Here is a 17,975-nt window from a genome sequence, read left to right on the forward strand (position 1 = left end):
AAGCGCTGAGAGGTTTGCCATGATAGGAATGCTCAACGGACGCGTGGCCGAGGTGGGGGTCGACTACGCATTAATTGAGGTCGGGGGAGTCGGCTATGAGACTCGCATGCCGGCCGCTGATCTGTCGGCGTTGCATATCGGCAAAGAAGTGCGTATATATACGTCGATGAACGTGTCCCAAGATGCGATCACCCTGTTCGGCTTCATGTCGCCGTCAGCCAAACGGATGTTCCTGCAATTGCAGAAAGTCAGCGGTATCGGCCCCAAGGTGGCGCTATCGCTGTTGTCCACATTGCCGGTGGACCGTCTCGCCCAGGCCGTGGCGGACGGCGATGCGACGGCCCTGGCAAAGGCCCCGGGACTTGGAAAAAAGGGCGCGCAGAAGATCATCCTCGAATTGAAGGGGTCGATTGATCTCGACGCCATAGAAGCCGGGACTCAGCCGGCCTCGCGTCAACGGTCGGAGGACCAGAACCTCGTGCAGGTCGTGGAAGGACTGATGTCGCTCGGCTGGAGACAGCAGGATGCGCAAAGTGCCGTCGAGGCTGCCTGTCGGGACAACGATATCGCGACTCCGATCAGCAGCACCGACGTGCCACGCGTGCTCAAGCTCGCCCTGACATCCCTTGACCGAGGACGGTGATCCCAGTTATGGAATATGATGCCCAGACCAATACCGGCGCGAACGAGGAGTCGCTGCGGATGGTGTCCGCCGCGCCGATCGGCAACGAACCGGTCAGTGATGAGGAACTGCGTCCCCATGCCCTTGAGGGATTCATCGGGCAGCCGCTGCTCAAAGCCCAGCTCCAGCTGTTCCTTGACGCCGCCCGCAAACGTGACGTTCCGCCCGACCACATCCTGTTAGCCGGCCCTCCGGGACTCGGCAAGACGACGCTGGCGATGATCGTGGCCAACGAACTCGGGGTGCCGATCCGCGTCACTTCCGGCCCCGCCATCCAGCACGCCGGCGATCTTGCGTCGATCCTGAGCTCGCTGGACTCGGGCGAGGTGCTGTTCATCGACGAGATCCATCGCCTTCCCCGAGCGGCGGAGGAACTGCTGTATATCGCGATGGAGGACTTCCGCGTCGACGTGATGGTCGGCAAGGGGCCGGGCGCTACATCCATTCCGCTGACACTGCCACGGTTCACCGTGATCGGCGCGACCACGCGCGAGGGCATGCTGCCGTCGCCATTGCGCGCGCGATTCGGATTCACCGCTCACTTGGATTTCTATCCGCATGAGGAATTGGAAAAGCTCATCGAACGGTCGTCGAACGTACTTGGGGTGAGGCTCGAAGACCAATCCGCGCATGAGATGGCGGTGCGTTCTCGGGGCACGCCGCGTATCGCGAACCGTCTGCTGCGTCGTGTCCGCGATTGGGCCATCGTTCATGACCTGGACGTGGTCAAGCCCGATGACGTCAAGGAGGCGTTGGCGCTGTACCAGATCGACGCCGAGGGACTGGACCGACTCGACATCGCGGTGCTCAACGCCGTGGTCCGGCAGTTCAACGGCGGCCCGGTCGGTCTGAACACCCTGTCCGCGATGGTGGGCGAGGAATCGGAGACGGTGGAGACCGTATGCGAGCCGTATCTGGTTCGCGAAGGGTTCCTGATCCGTACCCCCAAGGGACGTGTCGCCACCGAGAAGGCATGGAGTCATCTTGGGCTGGTCCCCAAGGATGATGTCAGCAAGCTATTCTAAACTTTCGACTTTGGGCGTTATATATGGCAAAGCCATATACGCGAACGCAATGCCATTCACCGACCCGTTAGGAGTATCGCCTTGCCAGCAGATTCCATGAATCTCATGATGATCGTCTTCCTTGTCTTCATGATCGCCTTCATGTGGTGGCAGTCCAAGAAAGCCAAGAAGCAGCAGCAGGAAAAGCAGGATTTCCGTGCCAACCTGCAGCCCGGCACCGAGGTCATCACCATCGGCGGCGTGATCGGCAAGGTCGTTTCCGTCGACACCCAGTATGAGGAGATCGTCATCGACTCCGAGGGATCGAAGCTGCGGTTCGGATTCAATGCCATCAGCCGTGAATATGTTCGTCCTGCGTACGTGAGCGACGACGAGGTCGACGAGAACGGCAATCCGTTGCCGCAGAACGACGACGCCGATCAGTCCGACGAAGCTCAGGTTCCCGTGGAGCAGTCCGTCGACGAATCGCAGGAGACCGCTGAATCCGTCGTGTCCGACGACAAGGAAACGTCGGCCAAGTAAACCAAGGAAAATGCCGATGACCATCGGCATTTTCTTATACCAGACCAGATTACGTTCTCAGCAGGAAAGGTGCAGATCATGGCGCAATCCGATATCTCCATCGCCCAACTGGCAGCCATCGGCGAAGACAACGCCCGATATGTGGTGTCCCATATCCGTTCCATCCCGGGGTTCCCGAAGGACGGCATCATCTTCCGTGATTTCATGCCCGTTCTTGCCGATGCCAAGGCGCTGAAGCTGATGCTCGAAGGATTGGAGCGCTCGTTGCCCGTGCCGGCGGATTCCTTTGACATCATCGCCGGTCTGGAGGCGCGCGGCTTCCTGTTCGGTCCGGCATTGGCCGCACATCTCGGCAAAGGTTTCCTGGCCATCCGCAAGGCGGGCAAGCTTCCTCCCGAAACGATCAGCGAATCGTACGATCTCGAATACGGCACCGCAGCGGTCGAAATCGAAACGGAACTGGTGCACCCCGGCACCCGTGTACTGATTGTCGACGATCTCATCGCGACCGGAGGAACGGCCAAGGCGGCTGCCGATCTGATCCGTCAGGCGGGCGGAGAGGTCGCCGGATTCAGCTTCGTCATGAAGCTCGACGGCCTGGACGGATTGGACAAGCTCGGCGATGTTCCCAGCAGCGTGCTGGTGACCATGCCGGCCTGAGACCTGAGACGCGGTTTCACATTCACCGCCTCGTTGTCTATCATTCGTACCAACGCCAACGGGATCACGTCAGCGATGCGGTCCCATACCGGTATAAGGTCATAGTCAGGAACATTCATGGATCTTTACGAATATCAGGCCAGGGAACTGCTCGCGGAACAGTCCATCCCTGAGCCGAAGGCGATCTACGCCCAGAATTCCCACGAAGTGGCGCAAGCCGCCGACCAGCTCGGATACCCGTGCGTCATCAAGGCGCAGGTCAAGATCGGCCATCGAGGCCAGGCGGGCGGCGTCAAGCTCGCGCACAACCGTGACGAGGCCATCCTGCTCGCTGAAAGCATCCTGCCGATGACCATCCACGGACATAAGGTCAATGGCGTGTTGGTCGCCGAAGCCAAGAACATCCTGCACGAGTACTACGTCTCCATTTCCGTGGACCGTTCCTCGCGTGATTTCGATGTGCTCGCGACGGCCAACGGCGGCACCGAGGTCGAGGAGATCGCCAAGGAGCATCCGGAATCGGTCAAGCGTCTTCACATCGACGCACTTGACGATTTCGATCATGACGCAGCCGTCGAAATGGCCAACAGCATCGGCTTCTACCATGCCGACGTCAATCAGGCCGCCGATATCCTGCTCAAGATGTGGCAGTGCTTCAAGGACAATGACGCCACGCTCGTGGAGATCAACCCGCTTGCCAAGATCGGCGACCCGGACGACGAGGCGTCCAAGTCCCTGTGCGCCCTTGACGCGAAGATCTCGCTCGACGGCAACGCCGCATTCCGTCACGACGGATGGAAACGGTTCGAGGACAGCATCGAAGCCGATCCCTATGAGACGCGTGCCGCCGAGCACGGTCTGCATTACGTGCACCTGCACGGCGAGGTCGGCGTGATCGGCAACGGCGCAGGACTGGTCATGAGCTCGCTTGATGCCGTTTCCGGGGCCGGGGAGGAACAGGGGACCGGCATCAAGCCGGCCAACTTCCTCGACATCGGCGGTGGCGCGTCGGCCGAGGTCATGTCGGACAGCCTCGAGATCGTGTTGTCCGATCCGCAGGTCGAATCCGTGTTCGTGAACGTCTACGGCGGTATCACTTCATGCGAACAGGTCGCCAAGGGCATCCTTGAGGCATTGGCCAAGCTCAACGCAGCCAAGCCCATTGTCGTGCGATTCGACGGCAATGCCGCGGCCGAGGGCCTGAGCATTCTCGCCCAGGCGGAGAACCCGAACCTGCATGTCGCCAAGACCATGGAAGAAGCCGCGCAGCAGGCCGCCCGCCTTGCCGCTGACGCAAAGGAGAAGCACTGATGGCACTGTTCATCGAAGACGACGCGCCGGTTATCGTCCAAGGCATGACCGGCCATCAGGGCATGACCCATACCGCCCGTATGCTCAAGGCCGGAACCAACATCGTCGGCGGCACCAACCCGCGCAAGGCCGGCACGGTGATCGACTTCCCCGGCGCCAACGTCGACGGCACGGATGCGCACGTCCCCGTGTTCGCCACCTGCGCCGAGGCCCGTGAGCGGACCGGCGCCAAGGCAAGCGTCGTGTTCGTCCCGCCGAAATTCGCCAAGGGCGCGGTGGTCGAAGCCGTCGAGGCGGGCATCGAGCTTATTGTCGTCATCACCGAGGGAATCCCGGTCGCCGACAGCGCGTACTTCGTCGAACTTGCTTTGCGCAAGGGCGTGCGCATCGTCGGCCCGAACTGCCCGGGCCTGATGACGTTGCCGTCGACGCCGCAATCGCACGGCGTGAATCTCGGCATCATTCCGGACGGCATCGTCGGCCGCGGCCCCCTCGGACTGGTGTCCAAGTCGGGAACGCTCACCTATCAGCTGATGGGCGAGCTGAGCGATATCGGCTTCACCGCGTGCCTGGGCGCGGGCGGCGACCCGATCGTCGGAACCACGCTCCAGGAGGCGCTCGAAGCGTTTGAGGCGGATGACAACACCAAGGCCGTGATGATGATCGGCGAGATCGGTGGCACGGCCGAACAGGATGCCGCACGATGGGCGGCCGAACACATGACCAAGCCCGTCGTCGCCTACATCGCGGGCTTCACCGCTCCGGAAGGCAAGCAAATGGGTCACGCCGGCGCCATCGTCTCGGGCGGCAAGGGCACCGCGCAGGATAAGAAGGAAGCGTTGGAGTCGGTCGGTATCCGCGTCGGAAAGACCCCGGGACAGGCCGCGGACATCATGCGCACCGTACTGTCCGAGCACTCGATTTCATGATCGATCGGATCAAGCCCTGGCTCAAAGGCATCGCCGTCGCGGCGGCATCAATGGCGGTGTTCGCAATAGCGCTTGGGTGCTTCATCGCGCTTATGCTATTGGTCATTTCCATGGAGGAAGGCGGAGACAATCTCTCCGCCTATTCGATGTCGTTGACGGCGGCGATGGTCCTGCTCACTCAGGGGGTGGGATTCACCGCGTCTGTGGTAAACCTCACCTTGATCCCGTTGTTGCTGACCGTGTTGCTGATCGCATTGGTCCGGGCGTTCGCGCAGCGGATGACATGCAGTGTGCAGGGCTATATCTCGGGACTGGCCGTTTGGCTTGCCGTCGACGCGCTCTTCAGCAAAGGCACCAATGCGGTGCTCGACGACGCGTTATGGATGATTCTGGTCAAAGGCGCTGCCGTATTCACCGTCGGCTACTTGCTTGCGGCCGTACCGGTATCGGCGGTCACGGCAGCCGTCAGCGATCGCATACATCAATCCGTGAGCGAACCGATTCGCCGCACGGTACGCATCGGTCTGACGATCAGCGCTGCACTGTTGATCTGCTATCTGCTGGTCGGCGTAATCTCCGTCTGCGTGTGGATCGCCCGCAACCATCAGGCCGTCGTACATCTGTATGAATTGCTCAATATGGGTACCGGATCGCGAATCCTTACCACGATCGCGTGTCTGGCATGGTTGCCCAACCTGTGCGTATGGGCCGTGTCATGGACGTTCGGAGCGGGATTCGGCATCGGTGATGTGGCGACGTTCAGCCTGTGGACAGGCCAGTCCACGTCATTGCCGTCAATACCGGTGTTCGGCGTGCTGCCGGAACCGGTGAACGATGATCGTCTGCGCATGGCTCTCGTTTCGATCCCGCTCGCCTGCGGACTGGTAGCCGGACTGATCGCGTTGCTGGCACGTCGCGGATTCGCCGTTCGCGTCAAACGGTCCTTCGATGCGAACGATTCCCGTACGTTGGTATTCAGCTTGGCATACCCGGCCGGAGCCTTCTGCATCTCGTGCGCGACGATGTCCGTGGTCAGTTCATTGGTATTCCTGCTGTCAAACGGAGGGTTGGGCAAGAATCATCTGGCTCATCTCGGCGTCGACGTCATGCAGTCCACCCAAGCCGTATCCCGTCCCACCGCAGTCGGCCTGCTCGCGGCATGGCTGCTGACGCTGGTTGGCGTGGCGGCGGTTTTCGGGATACGCTGGGCAGCACAACACATTCGACAACAACACAGTACCGCTGACGGAGTCGGCGTGGACCAGTCTGCACCGGCAGAAGCGGACAAGTCCACCGGGACACGTGCTCCGCGAATGGTCAGTGTCATTGCGAACGTGCCCGGAAGCGGGCAGGATCATGTATCAGCAACCACCAAGGAGGAACAAGGATGACAAACACGTATCGGCCGATACGACGGGCCCTGGTCTCGGTCTTCCACAAGGAAGGCATCGAGGTGCTCGCCCAAGCGTTCATCAAGGCCGGCGTCGAAGTGGTGTCCACCGGTTCGACCGCCAAGAAGCTTGCGGAACTGGGCGTGAATGTGACCGAGGTGTCGCAGGTCACCGGCTTCCCCGAAAGCCTGGACGGCCGAGTCAAGACGCTTGATCCGCACATCCACGCAGGTATCCTTGCCGACATGACCAATCCAGATCATGTCGCCCAGCTCGAACAGCTCGGCATCAAGCCGTTCGACCTCGTCGTCGTCAATCTCTACCCGTTCGCCGACACCGTGCGCTCCGGCGCGGACGAGGCGGCCACGATCGAAAAGATCGACATCGGCGGTCCCTCGATGGTGCGTGGTGCCGCGAAGAACAGCGCGACCGTAGCGATCGTCACCGATCCGGCGGACTACAAGCTGGTCGCCGACCGCGTTGCGGACGGCCGCGGATTCGATCTTGCGGAGCGTCGCTGGCTGGCGGCCAAGGCGTTCGCCCACACCGCCGCCTACGACGCGACGATCAACGAGTGGACCGCCAAGCACTGGCCGAAGCCGGAGACCGTCGAAACCCCCGACACCGACGAGAACGGCAACATCGTCAACGACGCGAAGTTCCCGACGGCCTTCACCCGCACCTGGGATCGCGCGCACGTGCTGCGTTACGGCGAAAACCCGCACCAGCAGGCCGCGCTGTACATCGATCCGCTGCACCGTGACGGCTTCGCCCACGCCGAACAGCTCGGCGGCAAGCCGATGAGCTACAACAACTACGTGGACGCCGACGCCGCATGGCGTGCCGTGTGGGATTTCGCCCCGCGCATCGCCGTCGCCGTCGTCAAGCACAACAACCCGTGCGGTCTCGCCATCGGCGAAACCGCTGCGGAAGCCCACAAGAAGGCCCATGCCTGCGATCCGATGAGCGCCTACGGCGGCGTGATCGCATGCAACAGCACCGTCACCCTCGAGATGGCGGAAAGCGTGCGCCCGATCTTCACCGAGGTCATCGTCGCCCCGGCCTATGAGCCGGAGGCTCTCGAGCTGTTGCAGACCAAGAAGAAGAACCTGCGCATCCTCAAGGTGGCCGAGCCGCCGAAGAGCCACACGCAGTTCCGTCAGATCGACGGCGGTCTGCTGGTGCAGGACACCGACCTGATCGACGCGACCGGCGATGATCCGAACGCGTGGAAGCTCGTCGCCGGAGAGCCGGCCGATGCCGCGACCCTCAACGACCTGCTGTTCGCATGGCGCGCGATCCGCTGCGTCAAGTCGAACGCGATCCTGCTTGCGCACGACGAGGCCACCGTCGGCATCGGCATGGGCCAGGTCAACCGTGTCGACTCCTGCCATCTGGCGGTCGAACGCGCGAACACCTTGGCCGACGGCGCCGACCGCGCCACCGGTTCCGTGGCCGCATCCGACGCGTTCTTCCCGTTCGCCGACGGTGCGGAGATCCTCATCAACGCGGGCGTCAAGGCCATCGTGCAGCCCGGCGGCTCCATCCGCGACGAAGAGGTCATCGAGGCGGCGAAGAAGGCCGGCGTGACCATGTACCTGACCGGAACCCGCCACTTCTTCCACTGATCGGAAAAGGTGTGGGGCTGTCTCACCTATGATTGAGACAGCCCCACACCTATAGCAGTCGTATGATTCACGAAAAGGACCGCCATGCATGATCATCCCTTTGTCTCGGAAGCTCACGAAGGCAAACCCTGGTTTGAGTGGCTGATCGCCGTCATTGTGGCCATCGCGGTGATCGTTGCGGCCCTTGGATACACGATGGCCGCAACCGTGATCATTTCGGTTGCGGCCATCGTCACCGGCGTGCTGCGTTTCGTACTTCGTGAACGCAGCCCGTGGAAAGTGCGCTCAGTAGCGTTCGACGCCTTCATCGGCATCGCCTTGGGTGCCGGTCTGCTCATCACGTACTTCAGCTTCTCCGGTCTGCACTGATTCGCTATCGTTCGCGAACGGCATGACGGAAGTCGCATTCATATCGTCCTCGGACTCTTCTGCGGAAGAAGACGGGGACGATTTCGTTTTATGGGAAGCTTCGACTGCCATCTGCGAGACGATCATCACCAAAGCCACCACGGCGGCGGCCAGAATCGGGCACACCCAGAACACCCACAGCTGGCCGAGCGGCTCGGTGTTCAGTCCCTGACCCTGAGCGAACACGGCGATACCGGTCGCACGAGCGGGATTCAACGCGGCACCGGTCACAGGATAGGTGATCGCCGCGCCCAGACCATACGCCAGTCCCATGGCCGAAGCGTGATCCTTGCTCGGACGGCCGTCCTCATCCATCGAACGCATGGCGGTACCTGCAATCAGCAGGGACGCAACGACTTCAACGACGATCGCCAAAACGATACCGAAGCTCAAGCCGACCTGATTGACGGTCGAATACGCGACCGAACCGTTCTCGAAACCGTTCACGGCCGGCATCAGCCAGATCTTCGTCGTGATCTGCTCGGACGTCGGCAACAGGAACCGCAGCACCGCGCCGGCACCGATCGCGCCGATCACCTGGGCGACGATGTACAGCACACCGTCCACCGGACGGGTTTTGGACGACAGCATCGCCGCGACGGTGACGGCCGGGTTGAACTGGCCTCCGGAGATGCCTCCCAGCATCGTCGTCACCGCGGCATACGTCACGCCGATGCCCAGCGCGATGAACGCCATGTTCACCTGATAGATCGCCGTGCCGAACGAGCAGATCAGATAGATCGCAAGGCAGATGAAGAAGCTGCCGGCCAGCTCCGCAAGCACCCGCGCGACAAGCACGTGGCCGGAATGTTCGTGATGCGCATGATTGGCGTGGGAGGAAGCCGCGACGGCGGCGCTGTCGACTTCCTGCATGTCTGGTGACTCGAAAGCAGTCATATTTCAATCCTCTGTATGATGTGTCGCGGGCCGAACCCGCCGAACGTCTGCCATAGTACCAGCAGACATGGGGTACCAGTATAATGATTCCGGCTGCGGGACTCCGGCGCATCACTGTCGGTGCCGCATTCGAATACATTGCACGATACGCGTACGGCAAGTACGCAAGGCCACGTTGGGAGAACGATGCCAAACGCATATTCCCGCGCCGAAAAGGCGCATTTCCATGATGATCGCAACGCCGTCCGTCTGCAGAAGATTCTCGCTCAGGCCGGATTCGGCTCCCGCCGCAAGTGTGAGGAGATGATCACCGACGGCCGTGTCGAAGTCGATGGCGAACTGGTCACCGAACTCGGCACCCGCGTCGATCTCGAACACCAGCAGGTGCGCGTCGACGGCTCGCGCGTTCGCATCAACCCGAACCACGTCACGCTGGCGCTCAACAAGCCCAAGCGCGTCCTGAGCGCGATGGAGGACCCGAAGGGTCGCTACACGCTGCGCGACATCGTCGGCGACAAATACGAGCGCATCTTCCACATGGGCCGTCTGGACTACGATTCGGAAGGCCTCATCCTCATGACGAACGACGGCGAGCTGAGCCAGCACGTCATGCACCCCAAGTACGAGGTCGAGAAGACCTATATCGCCACGATCGAGGGCAAGATCAGCGGCACTGTCTGCCGTCGTCTGGTCACCACCGGCGTGCAGCTTGACGACGGTTGGATCAAGCTCGACAAGTGCGCGATCGTCGATTCGAACCGCGACACCACGATCGTCAAGGTCGTGCTGCACTCGGGCAAGAACCGCATCGTGCGCCGTATCTTCGGTTCGATCGGATTCCCGGTCAAGCGGCTCGTGCGCACGCAGATCGGCCCGATCAAGCTCGGCGAGATCAAGCCCGGCTCCTATCGCGTGCTCTCTCAGACCGAGGTCCGTTCCCTGTCCAAGGCGGTGGGCCTGTGATCCGCGTAGCCATCGACGGGCCCGCTGGCGTGGGCAAATCCTCCACGTCCAAGGCGCTGGCCAAGTATTACGGTTTCGCCTATCTCGACACGGGCGCGATGTACCGCGCCTGCGCATGGTGGTGCCTCAAGCAGGGCATCGATCTTGATGCCGATACGGTTGACGAGCAGCTCATCACCGAAACGGTCGGTGAGTTCTTCACCGAAGGCCATTTCGACATCACCGTCGATCCCGATGACTCGCGCGTGTATTGCGACGACGAGGACATCAGCGAGGAGATCCGTTCCTCCGAAGTCTCCTCGCACGTCTCGAAGGTGTCGAACGTGATTCCGGTGCGCCACGTGCTCATCGCTGCACAGCGTGCCACGATCGCACGCGAAGCCGCCGCCGACTCGTTCTCCGACGGACGTGGCATCGTCGCGGAAGGCCGCGATATCACCACGGTTGTGGCGCCTGATGCCGAAGTGCGCGTGCTGCTCACCGCCCGCGAAGAGGTCCGTCAGGCTCGTCGTACCGGTCAGGCCGTCGCCGCTTCGCACGACGGCGACGGCGTTGCCGTCGGCGCCGAGGATGTGGCCGCGCGCGACAAGGCCGATTCCAAGGTGACAAGCTTCCTGACTGCGGCGGACGGCGTGACCACGATCGACAATTCTGACATGGATTTCGAGCAGACGCTGGATGCGCTGATCGAACTCGTGGACGCCGCCATCGAGGAACAGGAGTACAAGCAGTACGTCGCCAACCTTGAAGGATACGATCTCGACGAGGCCGACGAGGCGCTGGTCGCTGGCATCGGCACCGATGCCGCGGCACGCGAGGCCGGTCCCAAGCAGGTCGGCGTGCTCGCCGTCATCGGACGCCCGAACGTGGGCAAGTCCACGCTTGTCAACCGTATTCTCGGCCGTCGTGCCGCCGTGGTCGAGGATACGCCCGGCGTGACCCGCGATCGCGTCAGCTACGACGCGGAATGGGCCGGCACCGACTTCAAGCTCGTGGATACCGGCGGATGGGAGGCCGACGTCGAAGGCATCGATTCGGCGATCGCATCGCAGGCGCAGGTCGCAGTGCAGCTGTCCGACGCGGTCGTGTTCGTTGTGGACGGCCAGGTCGGCATGACCGACACCGACGAGCGCATCGTCAAGCTGCTGCGTGCGTCCGGCAAGCCGGTCACGCTCGCCGTCAACAAGATCGACGATGCGCCCAGCGAATACATGGCCGCTGAATTCTGGAAGCTTGGTCTCGGCGAGCCGTACGCGATCTCCGCCATGCACGGCAGGGGAGTGGGCGACCTGCTCGACGCCGCGCTCGACTCGCTGGAGAAAGCCAAGAAGACATCCGGATTCCTCACGCCGACACACTTGCGCCGCGTCGCGCTTGTCGGCCGTCCGAATGTCGGCAAGTCGTCGCTGCTCAACCAGTTGGCGCACGAGGAACGCGCGGTCGTCAACGACCTGGCCGGCACCACGCGCGACCCGGTCGACGAGGTCGTACGCGTGGATGGCGAGGACTGGCTGTTCATCGATACGGCCGGCATCAAGCGTCGCCTGCACAAGCTGTCTGGCGCGGAGTACTACTCGTCGCTGCGTACGCAGGCCGCGATCGAACGGTCCGAACTGGCGCTCGTGCTGTTCGACGCGTCCAAGCCGATTTCCGATCAGGATCTCAAGGTGATGAGCTCCGCCGTGGACGCGGGCCGTGCGATCGTACTCGTGTTCAACAAGTGGGATCTCATGGACGAGTTCGACCGCCAGCGCATGGAACGTCTGTGGAAGACCGAGTTCGAGCGCGTGACGTGGGCTTCCCGCGTGAACCTGTCCGCCAAGACCGGCTGGCATACGAACCGTCTGGCCCGTGCGATGCGCGAGGCGCTCGATTCGTGGGACAAGCGTATTCCTACGGGCAAGCTCAACGCGTTCCTCGGCCAGATTCAGGCCGCGCACCCGCACCCGTTGCGTGGAGGCAAGCAGCCGCGTATCCTGTTCGCCACGCAGGCGTCGACGCGCCCGCCTCGGTTCGTGATCTTCGCCACCGGGTTCCTTGAGCATGGCTACCGCCGTTTCATCGAACGGTCGCTGCGCGAGGAATTCGGTTTCGAGGGTTCGCCGATCCAGATCTCGGTGAACATCCGTGAGAAAAAGAAGCGCAAGTAAATTGAAATGGTCTTCAGCTAGATTCTTACGAATTGGCTGAAGACCATTCTTTATGTAAATTAAGACTCGGCAGCGGGGGAGTCCCATATCGGATATGCCAATCTGTACCTATCCGAACTGAGAAAGCCCGGAATCGTTGAAATTCCGGGCTTTCTAGTCGGACCAGCGGGATTTGAACCCGCGACCCCTTGACCCCCAGTCAAGTGCGCTACCAAACTGCGCTATGGTCCGGTTGCTTGAAGCAACAGAAAAAGAATCTACTACATGATCGGGTTTTCGCAAAATCGGCGTGTCTCATAGAGATTATGCTGCGCGAAACAGTCCCTTACATTTTTTGCTGATTGCATGGGCCCTTTTATCCGATGTTGTTCGCCGTCATCGGATCGCATGCTTCCGTTCAGGAAACGCGTGCAAAAGCGTGCAATAGTCAGCCGTCCACAGCCTTTTCAGACGTTTTTCACCGCGAGCATGCCGTCCGGTGCAAGCGTTCCGGATCGTTGGAATTCCAACGGTTCCAACCTGGATCCAAGCCCTTCCGGGGATGTCCTCTAAATCTTTTCTGACATAACGTGCATTATCGGATATATGATGTGAGGGAGTGGGACTGGGATCGTTGGTTTCCAACGTTCCGGCACCTTCCGACGCTTGTCGGAACCGTTGCGATATTCGTCTATTTTCGCCCATTTGCGGCGAAAATAGTCACACGATAGTCACACGGCTTCAGGCGGGCGCATGACGGAAACGAACCTGAAAAAGGAGCCGAACCCGTGACCAGAACGAAACCCGTCCGCCGGCAGAAAGGCGCCGGCGCGATCAGCGTCATGCCCAACGGAAAATACCGCGCCACCATGTGTATTTCGTCAAATCGGCGTTTCGGTTTTCGTCACTGATTTTTTTCGGGTTTTGGCGTGAGGGGTGCCGGCCGTTGGTTGGTGTGGTTATTGGTCACGGTCGGCTCGCTGACCCGCTCGTTGCGCGCTATCGACGCTATGGACTCCCCGTTCCTGCGCCGCGAACGGATAGACTGTATCTTGGGCATGCTGATCATTGCCTTTCCGGACCTTTCCCGAATGGAATCGAAGCACCATCAGGCTAAGGCCCCACGGGCGGTCGGCATGCCTTTCCGCCTAAACCCGAAAAATATTCGTGACTACAACCTCAACTCCCAATTGAACACATACAACCATGGAAGGCGAACCCGACCCGATCAGCGGGCGACGCCGTCGTAGCCACCAGAACCGAAGCGCTCGCCCGCGCGCGGGCGAAACTCGCCGCGCTCGACGGACCCGGAGGCCAGAGTCGCGACCGCGGCAGTCAGTGCGACCGCACGCTTGCCGAGGCTCTTCAACCAGCCACTCCCCTTACTTTTCGGGGATGCTGTGCTGAAAGGTTTCCCCATAATCTGATCTCCTAACGTGAGATGGGTTTATTGAACATCATTCACGCTATGCGGCGGAAAAACGATTACCGGAGCGGGTTGAAAAACTCTGTGGGGAATCCGCTGCCTCTCAAACCATTCCGATCCGCGAAAACGACTGGATTGATCTCGGTGGAACCGGTCAAGCAGAACCGCGAACCTCTCACAAATGCGGGACGGTCATATTGGACGGGGCGGGCCATCCGAATCAAAGGATGACCGGCCCCCTCCGACCCTTCGCCATACGAGCCGCATGACGGACCCTTGGATGGAATCGGATGCCTATCACTGATCCTTGAACGAATGATCGTCCTCCATTGAAGACCGGAGGCGTGCGTCACGAGGACACGATCCGCTCCATGCTGACACGGGCCGCCTCTTCCGTCGTCATGCACTGCATCGGCGGGGTCGTCGAACGAATCCCCGTCCATCAGACGCCGATCATCCGGTGTTCACGTATTCGTCAGCGTCGATGGCCAGATTTCGTGATTCGGGTCCCACCATATGATGTGGAATTCGTGTCCTACGAGGAATCCGTAGAGTCGTTCCGTGCCGCCCAGTCGGAAGCGGGCGATTGCGTCGCCCTGTCGTTCGTAGTATTTCGCGAGACGATTCTGCGGTTCCATGTTTGGGCATTGGGTGAAGTCGCGGTAGCAGGTGAATGCCTTGTAGGAGGGGCTGATGATCTCCCCGACGGTGGAACGTTCAAATTCTCTTAGTTTTGACAACAGGAGAAGATGCTCCGCATCGCTCATCCGGGCCAGCGACCATGGGCAGTCGTCCTCCAGATCCACGCAGTCGAAGCGGAATACGATATGCCTTTTCGACGAATCCGATTCATAAGAGCCGGCGGACAATGGAACGTGGTAGCTTTTCGCCGGCACTCGCTCCGAGACGGGACTCGTATGGGATGATCCGAGCATCGGAGCCTTCGGCCGCCTCCGCTTGTCTCGATGTCCCATCAGTCGGTCAAGCTCCCATAGTATTCGGCCATCGCCGCGACAGTGATCTCCGTGGAGCAGTTCGCCCCCTGAGGCAGGTCGCCCCTCGCATCCTTCCATGGGCGTTCATGATGGGTGAGTTCGCTCAACTGGTAGGCGCCCAATGGTCCGTAGAATTCGAGAACCGCATCAATCGATTTCCTGCCATTCCCGTCGATAGCATTCGGGTCACCGTGAATTGTCACCGGGTGAAATGCGGAACATGCCTTTATGCTGCCGATACAGGTCGGGGCAGACGGGACCGTTCGCCCACGCCTCGAACCGTTCCGGGAACAGGCGACGTTCATCCCAGACAAGGGACCATGCCTGCGAGTAATAGCAAAGCTTCTCCAGTTTCATCGTGGTCATCGTACCCTGCTTTTTGAGAATGTACGCCGCCACATCGAACACGCTTGCCATGATCACGTCTCCTCCCGTCCGCTTTTCCTTCATTATGCCTTGCGGGAAGACGATGCCACGCCGCACGTCCGGGGAATCCCGCATATGATTGAAGCCATGACCAGACTGGGTATTCTGCCTCCTCGAAAACCGGATTCGGATGATTCATTGTCGTTCAAGGATCGTATCCGACGGTCAATCCGGTTGTCCGAGGAATCAAGGCAGGATTTGATGTACGAGTTCGACCCATACCGGTCGGCGCACGTCGGTCGATATGAGCCGAACCGGTTGAATCGCAAGCAGCTTTAGGCGATCAGATCAGCATGGTTCAAAGGGCTTTCCGTCCGTGCCACCGCAGAACGTGCCGGACCATTGATCATTGTCGGAATCGTACTGCCATCCATTAGATGTGGAAGATCCGCTGCTGTTGGAGCCGCTATTATTCTGGTTGCCGATAGATCCCGAAGACGACTGACCGCCGGTGTATTGGGGTGTTGTTGGCGTGGTGGTCGTGTTGTTGTTCGGATAACCATAGCTGTTGTTCGACTGGGTTTGAGCTTCCGCCTGAGCCTGTGCTTGCGCTTGTGCCGCCGCTTCTGCCTGAGCCTGAGCTTCCTGCTCTGCCTTGGCTTTTGCGGCCGCCTCCTCATCCTTTTTCTTCTGGATGCTTTGGTCGACGGCGTTGATCGCATCGGCCAGGGTCTTGTCGAGCTTGTCGACCGCTTCCTTCGTATCCGCGCTCTTGTTGGCCGCGTCGATCGCCTTGGACAACGTGTCGCGAGTCCTGTCGTCGGCAACCTTCCCCTTGGAGTCCGAGAGGAGCTTCTTCGCCGTGTCGATCGTCTTCTTCAGTGCGATCTTCGCATCATTCAGGGTCTTCAATGCGACGGAATCATTCACCGCCGACACGGCCTTGACGAGCTTCAAAGCATTGTCCTCATACTTGGACTGAAGCTGCTGGTTCGAGGTCGTGATTCTCTCATAGCCGTTGACATCCCCGGCACTGCAGGAGAGCACCTTCGCGTATTCGGTATTCGTCAGATCGGTCAGGGCGGTAAGGACCTTCGCATCCGCGACTTCGTCCTTCGTCACCTTTAATGCGCTGGTGATGGTCTGATCCTTCAGCTTCTTCTCCCAAGCTGTCTTCGCCACGTTCACGGTCGTCAAACCGCTTTCACAGGATGCCTGCGCGGCTTCGAGACGCTGCTTCGAGTCGATGCCGTGCCAGACGAACGCGCCTCCGGCGACAAGAATGATCGCGCAGCCGGCGGCGATCGACAGGATCAGCCACTTCGGATGGAGCTTATGATTATGATGATTCGTTTCTTTCATCGGATGTCTCTTAAAGTAGGAATGACCTCCATAATGGAGGTCATTACATTCTTGATCGCATTCGTCACTGGTACCAGTCCGGGCACATTCCATCAGCGTAAGACCCGTCGCATGCAGTGACCCATTCGTCTTCGCTGCTGGAATTATTCGAGTTCTGATTCGACCCGCTATTTCCGTTCGTATTGTTGTTCGTGGTGGGCGGCGTGTATGTGTTCTGTGATCCTTGACCTTGAGAACCGGCATTGCCGTTGTTTTGGTTCGTATACGAGTAGCTATTGTCGTAGCCGTAAGACTGGTTCGACGAATACCCATTGGAGGACTGCGACTGGCTTTGCGCCTGTGCCGCCGCATCGGCCTGAGCCTGTGCCTCCTGCTCGGCCTTGGACTTGGCTGCCGCATCCTCATCCTTCTTCTTTTGGATGCTCTGGTTGACGGTGTTGATCGCGTCGGTCAGGGTCTTGTTCAGCTTGTTGATTTCGTCGACCGTGTTCGCACCCTTGACAGCCGTGTCGATCGCCTTGCTCAATGTGTCACGCGTCTTGTTGCCGGCGACCTTGTTCTTCGAATCCGCCAGAAGCTTCTTCGCCGAATCAACAGTCTTTTTCAAACCGTTCTTCGCATCATTCAGCTGTTTCGTCGTGACGGAATCGTTCACCGCGCTCACGGCTTTCACGAGAGCGCTCGCATTGTCCTCGTACTTGGTTTGGAGCTGCCGGTTCGCTACGATGATCTTCTCATAGCCGGCCGGATCAGCTGCATTGCAGGAAAGTACTTTCGTATATTCGGTTCCGGTCAGATCAGTGAGTACGGTGATCGTCTTCGCATCAGCCACCTTGTCCTTCGTGATCTTTGACGCAGTGGTGACGGTCTGATCCTTGAGTTTCTTCTCCCACGCAGACTTCGCCGAATTCACCGTCGACAATCCCGTTTCACACGTGGCTTTCGCAGCCTCCAACTGGTGTTTCGCGTCCACTGAACGCCATGCGACCACTCCCCCAACGATCAGAACGATCGCACAACCGGTAGCAATGCTGGGGATCAGCCACTTCGGACGCGACTTCTTTACTGGATCTTTATCTGCTGCCGGAGTGTTTTCCGGCGGAATCGACTCCGGCATACTATCCGGGATCGGCGTCATGGCAACGGTCGATTTCATTTCGAGGTCTGATGCAGATAACGTCCGAATTCTTGCGCACTTTGGTTTGGGCTTGAGATAGAGGCATGGCCCGTGTCCTGTGTACGATTTTCTGTCGCCAAACAAGATAAACCGCGATTGGAAAG

17 protein-coding genes and 1 tRNA gene are annotated in these 17,975 nt (G+C 60.1%); 11 read left to right on the plus strand and 7 right to left on the minus strand.

Annotated elements, in window-relative coordinates:
- The first annotated feature begins 19 nt into the window (after positions 1–19).
- The 9 genes from ruvA to AC1A0G_RS05655 all read left to right on the plus strand — a co-directional run bounded on the left by ruvA (position 20) and on the right by AC1A0G_RS05655 (position 8,517).
- Positions 20–643 carry a Holliday junction branch migration protein RuvA gene (gene ruvA, locus AC1A0G_RS05615; protein ID WP_476528200.1) on the plus strand — a complete coding sequence of 208 codons (624 nt, stop codon included), beginning with the start codon at positions 20–22 and terminating at the stop codon, positions 641–643.
- 8 nt (positions 644–651) lie between these two features.
- Positions 652–1,707 carry a Holliday junction branch migration DNA helicase RuvB gene (gene ruvB, locus AC1A0G_RS05620; RefSeq protein WP_476528202.1) on the plus strand — a complete coding sequence of 352 codons (1,056 nt, stop codon included), beginning with the start codon at positions 652–654 and terminating at the stop codon, positions 1,705–1,707.
- 105 nt (positions 1,708–1,812) lie between these two features.
- Complete coding sequence (gene yajC / locus AC1A0G_RS05625; protein WP_476528228.1) at positions 1,813–2,229, plus strand: preprotein translocase subunit YajC; 417 nt, start codon at positions 1,813–1,815, stop codon at positions 2,227–2,229.
- A 78-nt stretch (positions 2,230–2,307) separates the two neighbouring features.
- Entirely contained in the window at positions 2,308–2,889 is a 582-nt protein-coding gene (locus AC1A0G_RS05630) for an adenine phosphoribosyltransferase (protein WP_476528204.1), read from the plus strand.
- Between the two features lie 117 nt (positions 2,890–3,006).
- Positions 3,007–4,200 carry an ADP-forming succinate--CoA ligase subunit beta gene (gene sucC, locus AC1A0G_RS05635; protein ID WP_476528206.1) on the plus strand — a complete coding sequence of 398 codons (1,194 nt, stop codon included), beginning with the start codon at positions 3,007–3,009 and terminating at the stop codon, positions 4,198–4,200.
- Complete coding sequence (sucD, locus tag AC1A0G_RS05640; protein ID WP_476528207.1) at positions 4,200–5,129, plus strand: succinate--CoA ligase subunit alpha; 930 nt, start codon at positions 4,200–4,202, stop codon at positions 5,127–5,129. Before sucC ends, sucD begins: the two co-directional genes overlap by 1 nt.
- On the plus strand, positions 5,126–6,520 hold the full coding sequence (locus AC1A0G_RS05645; protein WP_476528209.1) for a cell division protein PerM: 1,395 nt from the start codon (positions 5,126–5,128) through the stop codon (positions 6,518–6,520). The genes sucD and AC1A0G_RS05645 overlap by 4 nt, the downstream gene beginning before the upstream one ends.
- Positions 6,517–8,148, plus strand: coding sequence for a bifunctional phosphoribosylaminoimidazolecarboxamide formyltransferase/IMP cyclohydrolase (gene purH / locus AC1A0G_RS05650; protein WP_476528210.1), 1,632 nt, complete (start codon positions 6,517–6,519; stop codon positions 8,146–8,148). Before AC1A0G_RS05645 ends, purH begins: the two co-directional genes overlap by 4 nt.
- A gap of 84 nt (positions 8,149–8,232) precedes the next feature.
- Positions 8,233–8,517 carry a DUF3017 domain-containing protein gene (locus tag AC1A0G_RS05655; protein ID WP_476528212.1) on the plus strand — a complete coding sequence of 95 codons (285 nt, stop codon included), beginning with the start codon at positions 8,233–8,235 and terminating at the stop codon, positions 8,515–8,517.
- On the opposite strand, the gene AC1A0G_RS05660 is transcribed toward AC1A0G_RS05655, so the two are convergent.
- Positions 8,434–9,429: an MIP/aquaporin family protein gene (locus AC1A0G_RS05660; protein ID WP_476528230.1), complete on the minus strand. Its 996-nt coding sequence runs from the start codon at positions 9,427–9,429 to the stop codon at positions 8,434–8,436. The two genes, AC1A0G_RS05655 and AC1A0G_RS05660, sit on opposite strands and share 84 nt — an antisense overlap.
- A 210-nt stretch (positions 9,430–9,639) precedes the next feature.
- Here AC1A0G_RS05660 and AC1A0G_RS05665 point away from each other — a divergent pair, with 210 nt between their 5' ends.
- Together AC1A0G_RS05665 and der are read left to right on the plus strand one after the other, a co-directional pair.
- A complete protein-coding gene (locus AC1A0G_RS05665; protein ID WP_476528213.1) occupies positions 9,640–10,416 on the plus strand; it encodes a pseudouridine synthase in 777 nt (258 codons plus the stop codon).
- Positions 10,413–12,566: a bifunctional cytidylate kinase/GTPase Der gene (gene der, locus AC1A0G_RS05670; RefSeq protein WP_476528214.1), complete on the plus strand. Its 2,154-nt coding sequence runs from the start codon at positions 10,413–10,415 to the stop codon at positions 12,564–12,566. The genes AC1A0G_RS05665 and der overlap by 4 nt, the downstream gene beginning before the upstream one ends.
- A 157-nt stretch (positions 12,567–12,723) precedes the next feature.
- On the opposite strand, the gene AC1A0G_RS05675 is transcribed toward der, so the two are convergent.
- The 6 genes from AC1A0G_RS05675 to AC1A0G_RS05700 form a co-directional block, all read right to left on the minus strand.
- Positions 12,724–12,797, minus strand: a tRNA-Pro gene (locus AC1A0G_RS05675).
- Between the two features lie 976 nt (positions 12,798–13,773).
- Positions 13,774–13,965, minus strand: coding sequence for a hypothetical protein (locus AC1A0G_RS05680; RefSeq protein ID WP_476528215.1), 192 nt, complete (start codon positions 13,963–13,965; stop codon positions 13,774–13,776).
- A gap of 470 nt (positions 13,966–14,435) precedes the next feature.
- A complete protein-coding gene (locus AC1A0G_RS05685; protein ID WP_476528216.1) occupies positions 14,436–14,906 on the minus strand; it encodes a hypothetical protein in 471 nt (156 codons plus the stop codon).
- A 246-nt stretch (positions 14,907–15,152) separates the two neighbouring features.
- Positions 15,153–15,383 carry a Panacea domain-containing protein gene (locus AC1A0G_RS05690; RefSeq protein ID WP_476528217.1) on the minus strand — a complete coding sequence of 77 codons (231 nt, stop codon included), beginning with the start codon at positions 15,381–15,383 and terminating at the stop codon, positions 15,153–15,155.
- A gap of 297 nt (positions 15,384–15,680) precedes the next feature.
- Positions 15,681–16,787 carry a hypothetical protein gene (locus AC1A0G_RS05695; RefSeq protein ID WP_476528219.1) on the minus strand — a complete coding sequence of 369 codons (1,107 nt, stop codon included), beginning with the start codon at positions 16,785–16,787 and terminating at the stop codon, positions 15,681–15,683.
- Positions 16,759–17,975 (minus strand): hypothetical protein (locus AC1A0G_RS05700; protein WP_476528220.1); only part of this gene is annotated, 1,217 nt, incomplete at its 5' end. The genes AC1A0G_RS05700 and AC1A0G_RS05695, both read right to left, overlap by 29 nt.

The organism is Bifidobacterium sp. LH_230 (assembly GCF_056357555.1).

Excerpts from the sequence above, each read along its gene's own strand:
- ruvA (WP_476528200.1), top strand. The coding sequence starts at position 20 with ATGATAGGAATGCTCAACGGACGCGTGGCCGAGGTGGGGGTCGACTAC.
- ruvB (WP_476528202.1), top strand. The coding sequence starts at position 652 with ATGGAATATGATGCCCAGACCAATACCGGCGCGAACGAGGAGTCGCTG.
- yajC (WP_476528228.1), top strand. The coding sequence starts at position 1,813 with ATGATGATCGTCTTCCTTGTCTTCATGATCGCCTTCATGTGGTGGCAG.
- AC1A0G_RS05630 (WP_476528204.1), top strand. The coding sequence starts at position 2,308 with ATGGCGCAATCCGATATCTCCATCGCCCAACTGGCAGCCATCGGCGAA.
- sucC (WP_476528206.1), top strand. The coding sequence starts at position 3,007 with ATGGATCTTTACGAATATCAGGCCAGGGAACTGCTCGCGGAACAGTCC.
- sucD (WP_476528207.1), top strand. The coding sequence starts at position 4,200 with ATGGCACTGTTCATCGAAGACGACGCGCCGGTTATCGTCCAAGGCATG.
- AC1A0G_RS05645 (WP_476528209.1), top strand. The coding sequence starts at position 5,126 with ATGATCGATCGGATCAAGCCCTGGCTCAAAGGCATCGCCGTCGCGGCG.
- purH (WP_476528210.1), top strand. The coding sequence starts at position 6,517 with ATGACAAACACGTATCGGCCGATACGACGGGCCCTGGTCTCGGTCTTC.
- AC1A0G_RS05655 (WP_476528212.1), top strand. The coding sequence starts at position 8,233 with ATGCATGATCATCCCTTTGTCTCGGAAGCTCACGAAGGCAAACCCTGG.
- AC1A0G_RS05660 (WP_476528230.1), bottom strand. The coding sequence starts at position 9,429 with ATGCAGGAAGTCGACAGCGCCGCCGTCGCGGCTTCCTCCCACGCCAAT.
- AC1A0G_RS05665 (WP_476528213.1), top strand. The coding sequence starts at position 9,640 with ATGCCAAACGCATATTCCCGCGCCGAAAAGGCGCATTTCCATGATGAT.
- AC1A0G_RS05680 (WP_476528215.1), bottom strand. The coding sequence starts at position 13,965 with ATGGGGAAACCTTTCAGCACAGCATCCCCGAAAAGTAAGGGGAGTGGC.
- AC1A0G_RS05685 (WP_476528216.1), bottom strand. The coding sequence starts at position 14,906 with ATGCTCGGATCATCCCATACGAGTCCCGTCTCGGAGCGAGTGCCGGCG.
- AC1A0G_RS05690 (WP_476528217.1), bottom strand. The coding sequence starts at position 15,383 with ATGGCAAGCGTGTTCGATGTGGCGGCGTACATTCTCAAAAAGCAGGGT.
- AC1A0G_RS05695 (WP_476528219.1), bottom strand. The coding sequence starts at position 16,787 with ATGGAATGTGCCCGGACTGGTACCAGTGACGAATGCGATCAAGAATGT.